The sequence below is a fragment of the Enterobacter cloacae complex sp. FDA-CDC-AR_0164 genome (assembly GCF_003071645.1).
GTDB lineage: Bacteria > Pseudomonadota > Gammaproteobacteria > Enterobacterales > Enterobacteriaceae > Enterobacter > Enterobacter ludwigii.
This window is the reverse complement of sequence record NZ_CP028950.1, coordinates 3,062,516-3,079,083: the sequence shown is the minus strand read 5'-3', so window position 1 is coordinate 3,079,083 and position 16,568 is coordinate 3,062,516. Positions and strand designations below refer to the sequence as shown.

The following is a 16,568-nucleotide window of genomic DNA, read 5'->3' as shown; positions in this document are numbered from 1 at the left end:
TTGATTTCTTAGCACAATACGTTTTCACATGGACGGAGAGACGACATGACATTCCCCGGTCAGTTTTCAAAGGACATTCCGAATTACGAACTCGCACGCAGTCTGGGCCTTGCCTCCGGCGGCGATATTAATTTCAACGATTTTGCCAGTCACCTGGACTGTAGCCGAAACTTTAGCCAGGTTGGGATCATCTACTCAGACGGTGCGCGTCAGTGGTTAGTAAGGCCCTCAAGGCGGATTGCGACACCAAACGAAAGCTCGGTAAGTCATGTAGTCATCACGAAAGTAAATGCTTCCTCAAGTAGTGCCATCCAGGCAACGACGACTACGATTCAGTCACCTTCATTGGCGACTGAAATCGGTTCTACGGCAATTTCTTGCGGAGCCGCCATTCTCACTGTCGTACTTGCTGCTGGCGCAGGTATGGCCATTCCTCTCACCGCAGGCTCTTCCGGTGCTGTTGCTGCCGTGATTGTCGCCGGTGGTGTGGCAACAGGAATTCAGTGTGCGAACGGGCTTGGCCGCTTGTCACTTATTGCCATGAATCATAATGACTATGTAGCGTGGATGGATTCCCAGGAATGGTATACTGCAACCAATACCGCTCTGGATGCGATTTCACTTGCTGGGGCCGCTGCGGGTCTAAAAAGCGCGGTATTGACCTACCGCCTTCTTAATCGCTCGACGTCTGAAAGTTTACTCTCTTTATTACAAAAAATGAGCCGAGCGGACCGCACGAGGTTAACGGAGGAAATTATTCGCATCCGAAATCCCGGCATCTCGAATTCAGGTGTTAAAGCAGCGATGAAAGCTGGGGTTTACCCTAAACGTTACCCATCTGAAGCGCTGCAGTTGCTCTTACAGCGTGAGCTGTTGAATGCCATTTCCAACTCCTCAGCTTTTGTTGGAAGTGCGGTCTCGGGTACAATCAGGAATCCTCAGAATATTACACAATCTGGAAAATACGTTTTTGGTTTGATCCAGTCTTTTTCATTTACAGGAAGTTATTGACCTGAGCATGATAAAATACATCAAGAAGAGCCTGGCATTAAGTACTGTGATCACAAGTCAAATGGCGACTGACGATCTCCAACGGCTTGAGTCTTTAAAAGATGGCTTAAAAGATCAGTTTGGCGTTCCTGTAGGTGTACATATGACAGGCATTCCCTTGGCTATCAGTATGTTACTCGCCATTTTTTGCTACGCTATGCTACAAGTTTCTGTCTGGATATTACTATTTCGCCTGCTCGGCTTACCCGAATTTAAAGTCATGATGGGTGTATTTCTTGCAGCAGTGGCGTATTGCATGATTGCGATGAGTACTATGTTTCTGACTGCTCGGGGGTCCTTGGCTGGATTTAAAGCGCATATTTCCGTTATCACGCTGACTGGACTGATGAGCATCGTTTATTTTATCTGGACGTGGAGTTCACTTTTATTCGGCTCTGTTGAGAATTACACCCCGCAAATAACCTCTTTTTTAGGGTTGGGATTTTTCTGCATGAATGTCGTGTGGATGAATACATCACTCTTTTACCGTTCAATCGCCCTAACGCTACATAATCGGATTTGGCGTAAACAGCTGAAAATAGAGACAAGGCAAATGTCGCGACTCAAACGTTGAGTGCAATAGCCCAGTGATTGGCAGACGTAAAAAGTGTAAACGACACCGGGCACAGATTACGTTATACGAGGGAAAATCTCCTTTACACAGGCTTATTTTTTGCCTTTCATCCTGTTCTTACCCGCTTTTTTCCTCCCTGCTATACACTCTTACTAACGCTAAAAAAGGGAGCAGCGCGGATGGCAATCTATCCAGACAGTTTATTGATTCTCAATGGCAAAAGTGCGGGCAACGATTTGTTGCGCCAGGCGGTGACGGATTTGCGTGAAGACGGTGCGCGTATACACGTGCGAGTGACGTGGGAAAAAGGTGATGCGGCACGCTATATCGACGAAGGCCTGAAGCTCGGGGTCGAAACCATTATTTCTGGCGGGGGCGATGGCACCATTAATGAAATTGCCGGCGCTCTGATAGATCTTCCCGCAACCGACCGCCCGGTGATGGGCATTTTGCCGCTCGGTACGGCCAACGATTTCGCCACTAGCGCCGGAATCCCCGAAGAGCTGGGAAAAGCCCTGCAGCTGGCTATCCTCGGCAAAGCCACCGCCGTGGATATTGCTCAGGTGAATGAAAAAACCTGTTTTATCAATATGGCGACCGGTGGATTCGGGACGCGCATTACCAGCGAAACCCCTGAAAAGCTGAAGGCAGCGCTGGGCGGCGTCTCGTATCTGATCCACGGCCTGATGCGCATGGATACCCTGAAGCCGGACCGCTGTGAGATTCACGGCGAGAACTTTCAGTGGCAGGGTGATGCGCTGGTGATTGGTATCGGCAATGGCCGTCAGGCCGGTGGCGGACAGCAGTTATGCCCGGAGGCGCTGATCAATGATGGTCAGTTACAGCTGCGTATTTTCACGGGTGATGGCCTGCTGCCTGCGCTATTTACCACCCTGACCCAGGCAGAAGAGAGCCCGAATATTATTGCCGGTAAATCCGCGTGGTTTGAAGTGAATGCCCCACACGGCATGACGTTTAATCTTGACGGGGAGCCGCTGAGCGGAAAGCAGTTCCGCATTGAGGTGTTACCGGGTGCGCTACAGTGCCGGCTGCCACCGGACTGCCAGCTTCTGCGTTGACAGTGTGGCCGGGCGGCGGTAACGCCTGACCCGGCCAGCGTTTTACAAAAAGTCTTAAGCGATAGTCACTTTGCTGTCCAGGTACACATCCTGCACGGCATTGATCAGCTTCACGCCGTCCGCCATCGATTTTTTAAACGCCTTACGGCCCAGGATCAGCCCCATACCGCCCGCGCGCTTATTGATAACCGCCGTGCGCACCGCGTCGGAGAGATCGGTGTCGCCACCCGCCGCACCACCGGAGTTAATTAACCCGGCACGTCCCATATAGCAGTTCGCCAGCTGATAACGCACCAGGTCGATAGGGTTTTCGCTGGTCAGTTTGCTGTAGACCCGGTCATCGGTGTAACCGAAGTTTACCGCTTTATAACCGCCGTTATTTTCCGCCATCTTCTGCTTCACAATATCCGCGCCAATGGTTGCCGCCAGATGGTTCGCCTGGCCGGTCAGGTCGGCAGAAACGTGGTAGTCCACTCCGTCTTTCTTAAATGCGGAGTTACGCAGATACGCCCACAGAACGGTGACCATACCCAGCTCATGCGCGCGTTCGAAGGCAGCAGAAATTTCTTCAATCTGGCGACGTGACTGCTCAGAACCAAAGTAGATCGTCGCCCCGACCGCTACTGCACCCATATTGAACGCCTGCTCTACGCTGGCGTAAAGCGTCTGATCGTATTCGGTCGGGTAGCTCAGGGTTTCGTTGTGATTCAGTTTGACGAGGAATGGAATGCGGTGGGCATAGCGACGCGATACGGAGGCCAGTACGCCATAGGTGGACGCCACGCAGTTACAGCCCGCTTCTATCGCCAGTTCGACGATGTTCTTCGGATCGAAATACAGCGGGTTCGCCGCAAAGGAGGCGCCCGCGGAGTGCTCAACGCCCTGGTCAACCGGCAGAATAGAAAGATACCCGGTTCCCCCCAGTCGCCCGGTATTATAGAGGGTCTGCATATTTCGCAGTACCGCAGGCGGACGGTTGTTATCAACCATCACGCGGTCGACGTAATCGTGGCCAGGCAGATAAAGCTGGTCGGCTGGAATGGTCATACAACGATGCTGTAAAAGGCTGTCGGCGTCTTTGCCAAGCAACTGCGCAATATCAGTCATGTGATGCTCCCGTAAGCCCGACGTGATGTCGGTGAGTGTTTATCCAGACCCATAGCGTTATGGGCAGACTAAGCCTGGTACCGACTTAACAGATTTTCCACCATTTGCATTTTTTTTCAGCACAATCTGCTGGCTCGATTCGTGTACAACAAAACTGTTACATTGATCAAACAATCACCGCAAAGGTATTTAAAAGGTATTATTAAGTGGTATGTTAAAGGCGTACCCTCTCTGACATGCAGGATTAAACAATGAAAACGAAAGTCCAACTGTCATTCATGATGTTTGTTGAATGGTTTATCTGGGGCGCGTGGTTTGTACCGCTGTGGTTATGGCTGAGCAAAAGCGGTTTTACCGCCGGGGAAATTGGCTGGTCTTATGCCTGTACCGCGATTGCCGCGATCCTCTCCCCCATTCTGGTGGGTTCACTGACCGACCGCTTTTTCGCTGCGCAGAAAGTACTGGCCGTACTGATGTTCGCCGGTGCCATCGTGATGTACTTCGCCGCACAGCAAACCCAGTTCAGCACCTTTTTCCCGCTGCTGCTGGTTTACTCCCTGACCTATATGCCGACCATTGCGCTGACCAACAGTATTGCCTTCGCCAATGTGGATGATGTGGAGGCTGATTTCCCGCGTATCCGCGTGATGGGCACCCTCGGCTGGATCGCCTCAGGACTGGCGTGCGGTTTCCTGCCGCAGATGATGGGCTATAACGACATTTCCGATACCAATATTCCGCTGCTGATGACGGCGGGCAGCTCCGCCCTGCTCGGTGTCTTTGCGCTGTTCCTGCCGAACACCCCGCCGAAGAGTACCGGCAAGATGGATTTCAAAGTCATGCTGGGGCTGGATGCGCTGATCCTGCTGCGCGATAAAAACTTCCTGGTGTTCTTCTTCTGCTCATTCCTGTTCGCGATGCCGCTGGCCTTCTATTACATCTTTGCTAACGGCTATCTCACCGAAGTGGGGATGAAAAACGCCACTGGCTGGATGACGCTCGGCCAGTTCTCCGAAATCTTCTTTATGCTGGCGCTGCCGTTCTTCACCAAACGCTTTGGTATTAAGAAGGTCTTGCTGCTGGGCCTGCTCACCGCCGCCATCCGCTATGGCTTCTTTGTTTACGGTGGTGCCGATCAGTACTTCACCTATGCCCTGCTGTTCCTCGGCATTCTGCTGCATGGCGTGAGCTACGACTTCTACTATGTGACCGCGTATATCTACGTGGATAAAAAAGCGCCGGTGCATATGCGCACCGCCGCACAAGGCCTGATTACGCTGTGCTGTCAGGGGTTTGGTAGCCTGTTAGGTTACCGCCTGGGCGGCGTGATGATGGAAAAAATGTTCGCATACAAAGAGCCGGTGAATGGGTTGACCTTCAACTGGGCCGGAATGTGGGCATTCGGAGGGATCATGATTGCCGTGATCGCCGTGCTGTTTATGCTGTTTTTCCGCGAATCGGACAAAGAGATCACCGCAATTGAGGTGGTTGAAGGCGATACCGCGCTGACACGAGGGGAAGTTAAATGAAACAAGAACGTGTTCTCGGTGCCCTTTACGGGCAAGCGTTAGGGGATGCGATGGGCATGCCGTCGGAGCTTTGGCCGAGAAAGCGCGTCAAAGCGCACTTCGGCTGGATCGACCGTTTTTTACCCGGACCGGCTGAAAATAACGCCGCCTGCTATTTTAAGCAGGCAGAATTCACCGACGATACGTCAATGGCGTTATGCCTGGCGGATGCGATTATCGAATGCGACGGGCAGATCAACGCAGATGTTATCGGCAAACATATTCTGCACTGGGCGGAATCGTTCGATGCGTTTAACAAGAATGTGTTAGGCCCGACATCGAAGATTGCGCTTAACGCCATTCGTGACGGCAAGCCGGTCAGTGAACTGGAAAACAACGGCGTCACCAACGGTGCGGCGATGCGCGCCTCTCCGCTGGGCTGCCTGCTGCCGGCCACGCGTCTGGAGCACTTTGTCGCAGAGGTGGCGCTGGCCTCCAGCCCGACCCATAAATCCGACCTCGCGATTGCCGGCGCGGTGGTGATAGCCTGGGCAGTGTCGCGTGCCATTGACGGTGAACGCTGGCAGAACATCGTCGATGCCCTGCCAGGCATTGCCCGCTACGCACAAGAAGCGAAAACAACCACCTTCAGCGCATCGCTGGCGGCACGGATTGAGCTCGCCCTTAAGACCGTGCGTGAAGCCAACGGCATCGATTCCGCCAGCGAGCAGGTTTACCAGCTTATTGGCGCGGGCACCAGCACGCTTGAGTCGGTTCCAGCGGCGATTGCGATGGTCGAACTGGCAGGCACCGACCCGAACCGCTGCGCCATTTTGTGCGCCAACCTCGGCGGTGATACGGACACCATCGGCGCGATGGCGACGGCAATCTGCGGTGCGCTTCACGGCGTACAGGCGATTGACCCGGCCTACAAGGAGGAACTCGACGCCGTAAACCGCCTCGACTTTAATCACTATTGTGAAAAACTGCTGCACTTCCGGGAGCAAAGGGAGGGCGTATGAGTGCTTTTGCTGCACGCCTTGAAACACTGCACGCCACTCGCCCGGTCACGGTGTTGGGTGCCGCGGTCATCGACGTGATCGCCGACGCCTATGCCCTGCCCTGGCGCGGGTGTGATATCGAACTTAAACAACAGGGTGTCAATATCGGCGGCTGTGCGCTGAATATTGCTATTGCGCTGAAACGGCTCGGGATCGCCGCGCAAAACGCGCTCCCCGTCGGTCACGGAGTGTGGGCAGACATCATCCGTAACGCCATGGCCAAACAGGATCTGCACAGCGTCGTCGAAGTAGAAACGGGCGACAACGGCTGGTGTCTGGCGCTGGTCGAACCGGACGGTGAGCGGACCTTTATGTCGTTTAGCGGCGTGGAGAACCAGTGGCAACAGCGCTGGCTGGATGCGCTGAACGTGCCGCCTGAAAGCCTGGTCTACCTCTCAGGCTATCAGCTGGCGTCACCGTGCGGAGAGCTCCTGACGGCCTGGCTGGAAGGCCTGGAAAACGTTACCGCGTTTATCGACTTTGGGCCGCGCATTGCCGATATTCCTGATGCGCTGATGGCGCGGATCATGGCCTGTAAGCCGATGGTATCGCTTAATCGCCAGGAAGCGGAGATGGCAGCGGGACGATTTGGCATGGAAGCTGAAACACTCGGTCCGCAGTGGCTACAGCGTTTTGGTTCGGCGCTGATTATTCGCCACGATAAAGACGGTGCCGCCTGGTTTGAGGGTGATAAATCGGGCTACGTTCCGGCGTTTCCCGCAACCGTCGTCGACACGATCGGTGCGGGCGACAGCCACGCCGGTGGCACGCTTGCCGGGCTGGCGGCAGGATGGTCGCTGGCTGATGCCGTTACGCTTGGCAATGCAGTGGCGGCCTGGGTCGTTAGCCACCGCGGCGGCGACTGTGCGCCAGGGCGCGAGGCGTTACTCCTCGCACACAAAGACGTATAAATCGCTACGGCAGTAGCTGATGCTGAACTCAATGGGCCGGTTCTGCTGATCAAGTGCAACCTGCTTGATCACCAGCACCGGGATTTTGTCATCCATGCGGATATGCGTCTGAAACTCGCTGTCCGGCATGCGGGCACTGACGCGTGAGCGGGTGCGTTGCGGGAAGATATTCTGGCTTCGGAAGTAGTCATACAGGGAAATCCCAATTGCATCCGGATCGTGAATCAACCCTACCGGCACCCAGGACTCCTCAATCGATACGGCGTCATCATCCACATAGCGGATGCGCTTAAGCAAAAAGACCTCGCTCTCCGGCGGCACTGACAGCTGGCTGGCCACCTCTTCCGGGCATTTCACCACCCGTTTATTCACCCACAGCGTGTTGGGTTTTTTGCCGCGCAGCACCACCTGCTGAGAAAAACCGCGCGCTTCCTTGAGCGAGTATTCAAAGATGTTATTGATTTGCGTCCCGTAGCCGCGGGCACGCGTCACTACGCCCTCGGCTTCCAGAGCCTGCATCGCTTTGCGCACGGTAATGCGCGACACGCCGGTTAACTGACTGAGATCGCGCTCGCCGGGCAGTATATTCCCATGCTCCAGCACCCCGTTGCGTACCGCGTTTTTTACCGTTTCGGCAAATTTCAGATACAGCGGCGTGTTGTCCGGGGCGGCAATGCGTTCATTCAGTTGGTCGATTAACCGGGTATGCGCTTGTTCCATCTCTGTTTTTCTCAGGCCTGGTGTGTGTTGCCAGTATACGGCTTACCACCAGGCATGAAAATGGTGTACCGGACCAATACCGTGACCAACCTCGAGAGTATCGGCTTTTGCCAGCGCTTCGGAGAGCCAGATTTTAGCGTCGCGGACCGTATCCCCCCAGTTGTCACGACGGGGGCGCAAAGCCGCCAGCGCAGCAGAGAGCGTGCAGCCGGTCCCGTGGGTGTTTTTGGTCTGTACCCGCGCGGCCGTGAAACGCAGCGCACCGTCGTGGGTAAACAACCAGTCAGGGCTTTCTTCATCATCAAGATGACCGCCTTTCATCAGCACGGCGCCGCAGCCCATCGCCAGGAGCGCATTCCCCTGCTCTTTCATTTCGCGCTCATTCTGCGCGTGCGGCGCATCCAGCAGCGCAGCGGCTTCAGGCAGATTAGGCGTGATAAGCGCCACCTGCGGCAGCAGTTTATTTCGCAGCGTCTCGACGGCGGAGGCGGACAGCAGCGGGTCACCGCTTTTTGCCAGCATCACGGTATCCAGCACCACGTTTTGCACCTGATAACGTTTAAGCCGTTCTGCCACCGCTTCAACAATGTCGGTCTCGGCCAGCATCCCAATCTTGGTGGTGTCGATTCGCACATCGCTGAAAACCGAATCCAGCTGTGCGGCGACAAAGTCCGGCTCAATGCGGTAAACCGACTGCACGCCACGCGTATTTTGCGCCACCAGCGCGGTAATCACCGAGCAGCCGTATGCGCCGAGTGCGGAGAACGTTTTCAAATCAGCCTGAATGCCCGCGCCGCCGCTTGGGTCGGTACCGGCAATGGTAAGGGCGTTAATCCGTTTCATACCCGTTCCTCCAGAGTGTAGAGCGCGTCGAGGAACGCGCTGGCAAAACTGCCGGGACCACCGGACCGGGCGACGGCTGCCGATCCGGCACGTTTCATCCATCCGCAGGCGGCGGCGATGTTATCCAGCCGGTCACCGGGAAGCGAGCAGCTCGCCGCCACGACTGCCGAGAGCGCGCATCCCGTTCCCACCACGCGGGTCATCATCGGGTCACCGCCCACTACCGTGCGGGTGCGCTGCCCGTCGGTGACGTAATCCCGTTCACCGGTGACCACCACAATGGCATTCGTCTGGCGAGCCAGCGCCTGCGCGGCAGGCAGCGCAGCCGCCGCCGTGTCGGTGGTATCGACGCCGCGCCCGCCCGCACTCATCCCGGCAAGGGCGAGAATTTCCGAGGCATTGCCGCGAATGGCCGCCGGTTTCAGGGCGAGGATTTGGTGGCAAAAACGGGTGCGGAACGTCAGCGCCCCTACGGCAACCGGGTCAAGCGTCCAGGGTTTCCCTGCTGCCACTGCACGCTCAATCGCCCGGCGCATCGCCTGGGCGCGCGGCGCCGTCAGCGTCCCGACGTTAATCAGCAGGGCATCTGCGAGCGCGGCAAACTGCTCGGCCTCTTCGGCTTCAATCACCATAGCCGGAGAAGCGCCAAGCGCCAGTAACACATTGGCCGTAAAGGTCTGTACCACATCGTTGGTCATACAGTGGGTAAGCGGGGAACGGGTTCGAAACTGATGTAAAACGTGTAAATCGAGCAGGTCAGGCTGCATGGTATCGCTCCTGCCGTGCGTGAAGAAGCGATGACCGGGAAGGCATCTGACTTCCCTACGCTGGCATTATCCAGATCAGGTAATACGGGTATTTCTCAGCCTTCATTTAAGAAGGGCACCCCGAGTCATTGGTAAGAATTCACTTACATTTGGCAGATTAGGGGAAGAGTACCAGTGATGCAAGACCTGTTGATTTCTCGCTTTCATGATTTTGTTATACCAATCAGATGTAATGAGAAGCCTGTAACCGCTATGTCCGGGAATAAAAACAACCTGTCGTGACCCCGGTATTTTGCAGGTAATGTCGAGATAATGCGCTTAAAGGGGCTATCTGCCCCCCTTAACGTCCCTCAATGGCACGATTTGTCACACACTTTTCTCTCTTTTTACAGTCCTGACAAAATACGCGTAACCGGCTGTTTTTGTTTGGCATAAAGCGCAATTTTTATTCTTAAAATGAGGATATTCCCTCCCCCGTACCGCATGTCATAAAACAGTAAACAAATTAACCATTGAGCCTCGTGACAAAAGGCTCTATATTGGCGGCGTTTTTTTCAGGCCCCCATCTGTTTTTTAACTTTTTATTCAATCGTTGCTCATAACGAAGCGGCGGTTGTAGGAGTGATATGATGACGGATAAAGTCCGTATTGACACCGTAGATGCCCACAAAAGCAACGAAACCTATCTGGCCCGTCAGGCCGAGTTTGAATCTAACGTCAGGAGTTATCCGCGCAAACTGCCTTTAGCAATCACTAAAGCAGAAGGCGTGTGGATCACCGATGCAGACAATAAAGAATACCTTGACTGTTTAGCAGGCGCAGGCACCCTTGCGCTTGGACATAACCATCCTGATGTGCTGAAAAGCATCCAAAATGTCATTACCAGCGGCTTGCCGTTACATACTCTGGATCTGACTACGCCTCTGAAAGACGCGTTCTCAGAATATCTGCTCTCTCTGCTGCCTGGTCAGGGCAAAGAGTACTGCCTGCAGTTCACCGGTCCATCCGGTGCTGATGCCGTTGAAGCGGCGCTGAAACTGGCGAAAAAAGTGACCGGTCGTAGCGGTATCATCAGCTTCTCTGGTGGTTACCACGGTATGACTCATGGCGCACTGGCCGTTACCGGCAACCTGTCTCCGAAAGAAGCGGTTAACGGTATGATGCCAGAAGTGCAGTTCATGCCTTACCCACACCAGTACCGTTGCCCACTGGGTATCGGCGGTGAGGCGGGTGTGAAAGCGCTGACCTACTATTTCGAAAACTTGATCAACGACGTTGAAAGCGGCGTGCGTAAACCTGCGGCAGTGATCCTTGAAGCCGTTCAGGGTGAAGGCGGCGTTAACCCGGCTCCGGTTGAGTGGCTGCAGCGCATCCGTAAAGTGACTCAGGAACACGGCATTCTGCTGATCCTCGACGAAGTTCAGGCTGGCTTTGCCCGTACCGGTAAATTCTTCGCCTTCGAACACGCGGGCATTGAGCCAGACATCATCGTGATGTCTAAAGCGGTTGGCGGCGGTCTGCCACTGGCGGTACTCGGCATCAAAAAACAGTTCGACGCGTGGGCACCAGGCCACCACACCGGTACCTTCCGCGGTAACCAGCTGGCAATGGCAACCGGTCTGACAACGCTGAAAATCCTGAAAGACCAGAACATCGCGGGCAAAGTGGCCGCTCAGGGCGAATGGCTGAAAGGCCAGCTGAACGAGATGGCGAAACGCTATCCGGTTATCGGACACGTTCGCGGCCTGGGCATGATGATCGGGATTGAGATCGTTAAGCCACACGAAGCGGCAGACCACATGGGTTGCTACCCGGGTGATGGCGAGCTGTCTGCACTGATTCAGAAGAAGTGCTTCGAAGCCGGCCTGATTCTGGAGCGCGGTGGTCGCAACGGTATTGTTCTGCGTCTGCTGCCTTCCCTGCTGATCAGCGATGATGAGCTGAAAGTCTTCCTGGATAAATTCGAGCAGGCACTGCTTGCTGCGGGCGTTCGCCCGGCGTAACCGGAGTTGTTGAACACGATGTCAGATTCAAACCCAATTTTGTTCTCCTCTGCGCAGAGCATTGAAGCTTACCAGCAGGCGATTGAACAAAGCACTCAGGCTGTGATGCAGTGGCTGAAACAGCCTGAGATGTATCAGGGCAAAACGGTCGCGGAACTGCGCGACCGTATTAAGCTGGATTTCAACCCGAAAGGGCTGGGCAACGAAGCGGCGATTGAACGCGCCGTGGAGTTCTTCCTGAAAGACAGCCTGTCCGTTCATCACCCGCAGTGTGTGGCGCACCTGCACTGCCCAAGCCTGGTGGTTAGCCAGGCGGCGGAAGTGCTGATTAACGCCACTAACCAGAGCATGGACTCCTGGGATCAAAGCCCGTCCGCAACCATCATTGAGATCAAGCTGATCGAATGGCTGCGTACCCGCGTGGGTTATCAGGCTGGCGACGCTGGTGTGTTCACCAGCGGCGGCACGCAGAGTAACCTGATGGGTCTGATGCTGGCCCGTGATGCGTTCTTCGCGCGTCAGGGTCATTCCGTTCAGCAGGACGGCCTGGTTGGCGATCTGCGTAAAATCCGCGTGCTGTGCTCTGAAAACGCACACTTCTCCGTGCAGAAGAACATGGCGCTGATGGGTCTGGGCTACCAGTCCGTCGTTCAGGTGAAAACGGATGAATTCTCGCGCATGGATCTCAACGATCTGGCAGCGAAAATTGAGCAGTGCAATGCTAACGGCGAGCAGATCCTGGCGATTGTTGCCACTGCCGGTACTACCGATGCAGGTGCAATCGATCCGCTGCGTGCCATTGCTGAACTGGCGGCGAAACAGAATATCTGGGTACACGTTGATGCGGCCTGGGGCGGCGCGCTGCTGATGTCTGAGCAGTATCGTCACTACCTGGACGGTATCGAGCTGGTGGATTCCGTTACTCTGGACTTCCACAAGCAGTTCTTCCAGACCATCAGCTGCGGTGCGTTCCTGCTGAAAGAAGCGCGCCACTATGAGCTGATGCGCTATCAGGCGGCCTATCTGAACTCTGAGTTCGATGAAGAAGCTGGCGTGCCTAATCTGGTGTCCAAATCTCTGCAGACGACCCGTCGTTTCGACGCGCTGAAGCTGTGGATGAGCCTGGAAGCGCTGGGTCAGGAACAATACGCGGCGATCATCGATCACGGTGTTACGCTGGCACAGCAGGTTGCGGCTTACGTGAAAGAGCAGCCTGCTCTGGAACTGGTTATGCAACCGCAGCTGGCAAGCGTACTGTTCCGCTTCCGTGGACAGGTACAGATGGACGACGCGGGTATCGCCCTGCTGAACCAGAAAATTGGTGATGCGCTGCTGGAATCCGGCCGTGCTAACGTCGGCGTGACCGAGCATAACGGCGTCACCTGCCTGAAGCTGACTCTGCTGAACCCAACCGTGACCCTGGAGGACATTAAAGTCCTGCTGTCGCTGGTTGAGCGTACCGCACAGGAAGTTCTGGCGAAGTAATATCCAGCCCCTCTTCCGCCGGAAGAGGGGCTCTCTTTACAGCCCTGCCCACCACAGTCTGAGCTTCATTCCCCAGTAACTTGTCCACCCCGTGGTGGTACTGACCACTTTCCCCTTCGACACGATCACCAGCGTCGGTGTTACGCTCACCTGCCACGCCTGTGACAGCGCACCGTTGGCATCGTTGACCACCGGCATGACCAGCTGTTTCTTGTCGACCCAGCGCGCCAGCTTTGCATCGTCGCCGGAACGCATGGCGATACTCACGACGTTGCCACCCTGTTCTGCCAGAGTATTGACCGAGGGCGTCGTAAACCGGCAGATGCTGCACCAGGTTGCCCATACGTATATCAGCAGCGGGCGTTCCTGGCTGAGTGCCGTTATATCGTGGCTCTTTCCGTCGATGCTGTGCATCGGTGCAGCGCTAAAGCTGGCGGGGAGTGTGGGCTTGCGGTATTGATCCACGCCCCACATGACGGCCAGCGCGAGCAGAAAGAAGATGATCCCTTCCCGCGCCCAGCGGCGCAGTCGACTGAATTTGCGGTTTTCCATTGTGACCTCTTGATGAATCGACGGTCATCTTAGCGAGCAATGCGCCATCACGCTGTAAAGAAGTGTCGGGTCATTTCGTTCGCAACGTGTCGGCCATCAGCGTAAAGCAGGATTCGATAAGCGGAGGAAGCGGCTGCGGGGCACGCATTAACGCCACCGTGCGGGCCAGGGCCGGTTGTTGAAGATGTACCACCCTGAGCTGCGGGTCCTGGAGGTGCGTGGTATAGAGCTGCGGTAAAATCGCCACGGCGAGTTTCGAGCGCACCAGACCATACAACGTTTCGATGTAGTCCACCTGATAGCGTGTCGGCAACGACAAACGGTGGCTTTCCGCGAGCGCCGCAACCAGACGCTGAATATTGCCTTTTGAGAACACGGCGATATCTCGCCCTGCCAGTTGCTTCCAGGGCAGGTGCGCCGACGCGGCCAGCGGATCGTCGCTGTGAATGACCGCGACAAACGGATCATCCTGTAAGGGAAACACGTTCAGCTGGTCGGGAACAGAGTTATCGAGCGCACCAATGCCGAAATCAATCTGCCCTTTCAGCAGCTGGACCACCAGCGCATCGTTGGTTTGATCGTGAAATTCCACCCTGAGGCGGGGAAAAGCCTGCGCGAGCGTCCGGGGCAACAAGGGGAACAGCAGCGAACTCACGGAAGGGATCAGCCCGATACGCACCGTACCTTCTCCGCCCGCCTGAACAATGTGCTGCATGTCGTCAAACGCAAGCTGCGCCACGCTGAGCACCCGCTGCGCGTGCGGCAGGATGGCATTGCCAAGCTCCGTCAACGTCACGGCCGAGGCGGTCCGGTTAACCAGTTTGCCCCCAAGCACCGTCTCGATTTGCCGCAACGCACTGCTGAGCGCCGGCTGGCTGATAGCCAGTTTGCTGGCGGTATCAGTAAAATGACGCAGCTGCGCCAGAGTGACAAAATACTGTAGCTGTCGAAGAGAGAGCGCGGGCAAGCGCTGCCAGGGTTCCGTCATGATTATCCATTACACGCGTCACAGAATAACCCGGGGTTATCGGGCGATAAATTTTATCAGCTGGGCAAACGTTTGCCGTGTGCATAGAGTAGCGTCATTATTTTGATGCTGGAACTGTTAATTGCATGACTGCTGAAACCCGACGCCGCGCCGTTCAGGCTGCACGAGGCGAAATGCCCTTTGACCTGCTGCTCACCGATACCCGTATTGTGGATATGGTCACCGGTGAGATCCGCGAAGCGGATGTTGGTATCGTGGGCTCACTGATTGCCAGCGTCCATCCGCGCGGCAGCCGCAAGGACGCGTATGAGACCCACGCGCTGAACAACCAGTTTCTGTCGCCAGGGCTGATGGATACCCACGTCCACCTTGAAAGCTCCCATCTTATGCCCGCCCGCTACGCGGAGATTGTGCTTGCACAGGGCACCACGGCGGTCTTCTGGGATCCGCATGAACTGGCCAACGTGCTGGGCATTGACGGCGTCCGTTTTGCCATTGAGGCCAGCCGCAATCTGCCGCTGCAGGTGATGGTCGCCGCGCCTTCAAGCGTGCCCTCAACGCCCGGCCTGGAAATGTCCGGGGCGGATTTTGCCGGAGACGAGATGAACACCCTGCTCGGCTGGCCGGAAGTGCGCGGTGTGGCTGAAGTGATGGACATGCACGGGGTGCTTAATGGCAGCCAGCGTATGCTTGAAATTATGCAGGCCGGGCTCGACAGCGGAAAGCTGATTGAAGGCCATGCCCGCGGTCTCAGCGGTGCGGATTTACAGGCTTATCTGGCAGCAGGCGTGACTTCTGACCATGAGTTAACGTCAGCTGACGATGCGCTGGAAAAACTGCGTGCCGGGCTGACGCTGGAGATCCGCGGTTCGCACCCTTATCTGCTGCCCGATATTGTCAGCGCCCTGAAAACGCTCCCCCATCTTTCGTCTCACATCACGGTTTGTACCGATGATGTTCCGCCAGACATCCTCATGGAAAAAGGCGGGATCATCGCGCTGCTGAACCTGCTGATTGAACATGGATTAGCGGCCACCGACGCACTGCGTTTTGCAACGCTCAATGCAGCCATTCGCCTGCAGCGTAACGACCTGGGGCTGATTGCCGCCGGGCGTCGCGCGGATCTGGTGGTGTTTGACTCGCTGGATAAACTGACGGCGCGCCAGGTCTACGTCGCCGGAAAGCTGATTGCCCGGGACGGGGCAACGCTCGAACCTGTTGCTGATACGCCTCTTACGTTGCCGCGTGATACCGTACGGTTGTCTGCCCTGACCGCTGATGATTTTTGCATGCGTATTGGCAACGCGAACCATGGCGTGGCTCGCTTGCGCCACATCTGCGGCGCGCGCTTTACCCGCTGGGGTGAAACAGATGTGCAGGTGCGCAACGGGTGCGTGCAGATCCCGGACGGCTTTAGCCTGATCTGGGTTCAGCATCGCCATGCCCGTCATGCAGCAAAACCGCAAATTGCCCTGCTTGAAGGCTGGGGGGAACTGCGCGGGGCGATTGCCACCAGCTACTCGCACGACTCTCACAACCTGGTGGTTTTGGGCCGCGATCCGAACGATATGGCGCTGGCTGCCAATACGCTTATCAACAGCGGTGGTGGCATGGCGCTGGCGCAACAGGGTGACGTGATTGCCCACGTTGCCATGCCGATTGCGGGCATGCTGTCGGAACTGCCACCTGCCGAGCTGGCGCTGCAGTTCAGGACGCTGCGCGATCGCAGCAGTCTGATTGCCGACTGGGAACCGCCGTATCGGGTCTTTAAGGCCATCGAAGGAACCTGCCTTGCCTGTAATGCCGGGCCACATTTGACCGATCTTGGACTGACCGATGGCAGCACGCGCCAGATTGTCGATCCGCTGATTTCTTACCGGGAAACCCCGGACAACACACAATAATACCGAAGGAGAGCCG

Annotated in this window: 15 protein-coding genes and 1 riboswitch; of the genes, 9 read left to right on the top strand and 6 right to left on the bottom strand. The window is 56.0% G+C overall.

Annotation, left to right across the window (positions count from 1 at the left end):
- Positions 1–45: 45 nt before the first annotated feature.
- From AM410_RS23975 to yegS, 3 genes are all read left to right on the top strand, one after another.
- The gene (locus tag AM410_RS23975) at positions 46–1,011 is read left to right on the top strand and encodes a hypothetical protein (RefSeq protein ID WP_047742873.1); all 966 of its coding nucleotides are present in this window, start codon (positions 46–48) and stop codon (positions 1,009–1,011) included.
- 7 nt (positions 1,012–1,018) lie between these two features.
- Positions 1,019–1,624 (top strand): hypothetical protein, encoded by a 606-nt coding sequence (locus AM410_RS15100; protein ID WP_025203670.1) that lies wholly within the window; start codon positions 1,019–1,021, stop codon positions 1,622–1,624.
- Between the two features lie 179 nt (positions 1,625–1,803).
- Positions 1,804–2,703 carry a lipid kinase YegS gene (gene yegS, locus AM410_RS15095; protein WP_108648020.1) on the top strand — a complete coding sequence of 300 codons (900 nt, stop codon included), beginning with the start codon at positions 1,804–1,806 and terminating at the stop codon, positions 2,701–2,703.
- A gap of 54 nt (positions 2,704–2,757) precedes the next feature.
- Here the strand turns inward: yegS and fbaB are convergent, their stop codons facing one another.
- Positions 2,758–3,810 (bottom strand): class I fructose-bisphosphate aldolase, encoded by a 1,053-nt coding sequence (fbaB, locus tag AM410_RS15090; RefSeq protein WP_014170857.1) that lies wholly within the window; start codon positions 3,808–3,810, stop codon positions 2,758–2,760.
- Between the two features lie 251 nt (positions 3,811–4,061).
- Between fbaB and AM410_RS15085 the strand changes: the two genes are divergently transcribed.
- Genes AM410_RS15085 through AM410_RS15075 form a run of 3 tightly spaced genes read left to right on the top strand, consistent with a single transcriptional unit; the run spans position 4,062 to position 7,290 of the window.
- Positions 4,062–5,339 (top strand): nucleoside permease, encoded by a 1,278-nt coding sequence (locus AM410_RS15085; protein ID WP_025203667.1) that lies wholly within the window; start codon positions 4,062–4,064, stop codon positions 5,337–5,339.
- The gene (locus AM410_RS15080) at positions 5,336–6,340 is read left to right on the top strand and encodes an ADP-ribosylglycohydrolase family protein (RefSeq protein WP_020883237.1); all 1,005 of its coding nucleotides are present in this window, start codon (positions 5,336–5,338) and stop codon (positions 6,338–6,340) included. The genes AM410_RS15085 and AM410_RS15080 overlap by 4 nt, the downstream gene beginning before the upstream one ends.
- Complete coding sequence (locus AM410_RS15075; protein WP_073396135.1) at positions 6,337–7,290, top strand: PfkB family carbohydrate kinase; 954 nt, start codon at positions 6,337–6,339, stop codon at positions 7,288–7,290. Before AM410_RS15080 ends, AM410_RS15075 begins: the two co-directional genes overlap by 4 nt.
- Here the strand turns inward: AM410_RS15075 and AM410_RS15070 are convergent.
- From AM410_RS15070 to thiM, 3 genes are read right to left on the bottom strand one after another with little or no spacing between them, the layout of a single operon-like run.
- A complete protein-coding gene (locus AM410_RS15070) occupies positions 7,264–8,010 on the bottom strand; it encodes a GntR family transcriptional regulator (RefSeq protein ID WP_014170861.1) in 747 nt (248 codons plus the stop codon). The genes AM410_RS15075 and AM410_RS15070 overlap by 27 nt on opposite strands.
- Before the next feature lie 42 nt (positions 8,011–8,052).
- Positions 8,053–8,853: a bifunctional hydroxymethylpyrimidine kinase/phosphomethylpyrimidine kinase gene (gene thiD, locus AM410_RS15065; RefSeq protein ID WP_108648017.1), complete on the bottom strand. Its 801-nt coding sequence runs from the start codon at positions 8,851–8,853 to the stop codon at positions 8,053–8,055.
- On the bottom strand, positions 8,850–9,620 hold the full coding sequence (gene thiM / locus AM410_RS15060; protein WP_108648016.1) for a hydroxyethylthiazole kinase: 771 nt from the start codon (positions 9,618–9,620) through the stop codon (positions 8,850–8,852). Before thiM ends, thiD begins: the two co-directional genes overlap by 4 nt.
- A 35-nt stretch (positions 9,621–9,655) precedes the next feature.
- Positions 9,656–9,753, bottom strand: a riboswitch (TPP riboswitch).
- Positions 9,754–10,246: 493 nt separating this feature from the next.
- On the opposite strand from thiM, the gene AM410_RS15055 reads away from it, so the two are divergent.
- Positions 10,247–11,623 carry a diaminobutyrate--2-oxoglutarate transaminase gene (locus tag AM410_RS15055; RefSeq protein WP_014170865.1) on the top strand — a complete coding sequence of 459 codons (1,377 nt, stop codon included), beginning with the start codon at positions 10,247–10,249 and terminating at the stop codon, positions 11,621–11,623.
- Between the two features lie 18 nt (positions 11,624–11,641).
- Positions 11,642–13,108: a pyridoxal phosphate-dependent decarboxylase family protein gene (locus AM410_RS15050; protein WP_025203662.1), complete on the top strand. Its 1,467-nt coding sequence runs from the start codon at positions 11,642–11,644 to the stop codon at positions 13,106–13,108.
- A 36-nt stretch (positions 13,109–13,144) separates the two neighbouring features.
- Here the strand turns inward: AM410_RS15050 and AM410_RS15045 are convergent, their stop codons facing one another.
- Together AM410_RS15045 and AM410_RS15040 are read right to left on the bottom strand one after the other, a co-directional pair.
- On the bottom strand, positions 13,145–13,660 hold the full coding sequence (locus AM410_RS15045) for a protein disulfide oxidoreductase (protein WP_073396140.1): 516 nt from the start codon (positions 13,658–13,660) through the stop codon (positions 13,145–13,147).
- Between the two features lie 70 nt (positions 13,661–13,730).
- On the bottom strand, positions 13,731–14,651 hold the full coding sequence (locus tag AM410_RS15040) for a LysR family transcriptional regulator (RefSeq protein WP_175556439.1): 921 nt from the start codon (positions 14,649–14,651) through the stop codon (positions 13,731–13,733).
- Between the two features lie 122 nt (positions 14,652–14,773).
- On the opposite strand from AM410_RS15040, the gene AM410_RS15035 reads away from it, so the two are divergent.
- Positions 14,774–16,552 (top strand): adenine deaminase, encoded by a 1,779-nt coding sequence (locus tag AM410_RS15035; protein ID WP_073396142.1) that lies wholly within the window; start codon positions 14,774–14,776, stop codon positions 16,550–16,552.
- The last annotated feature ends 16 nt before the right edge of the window (positions 16,553–16,568 follow it).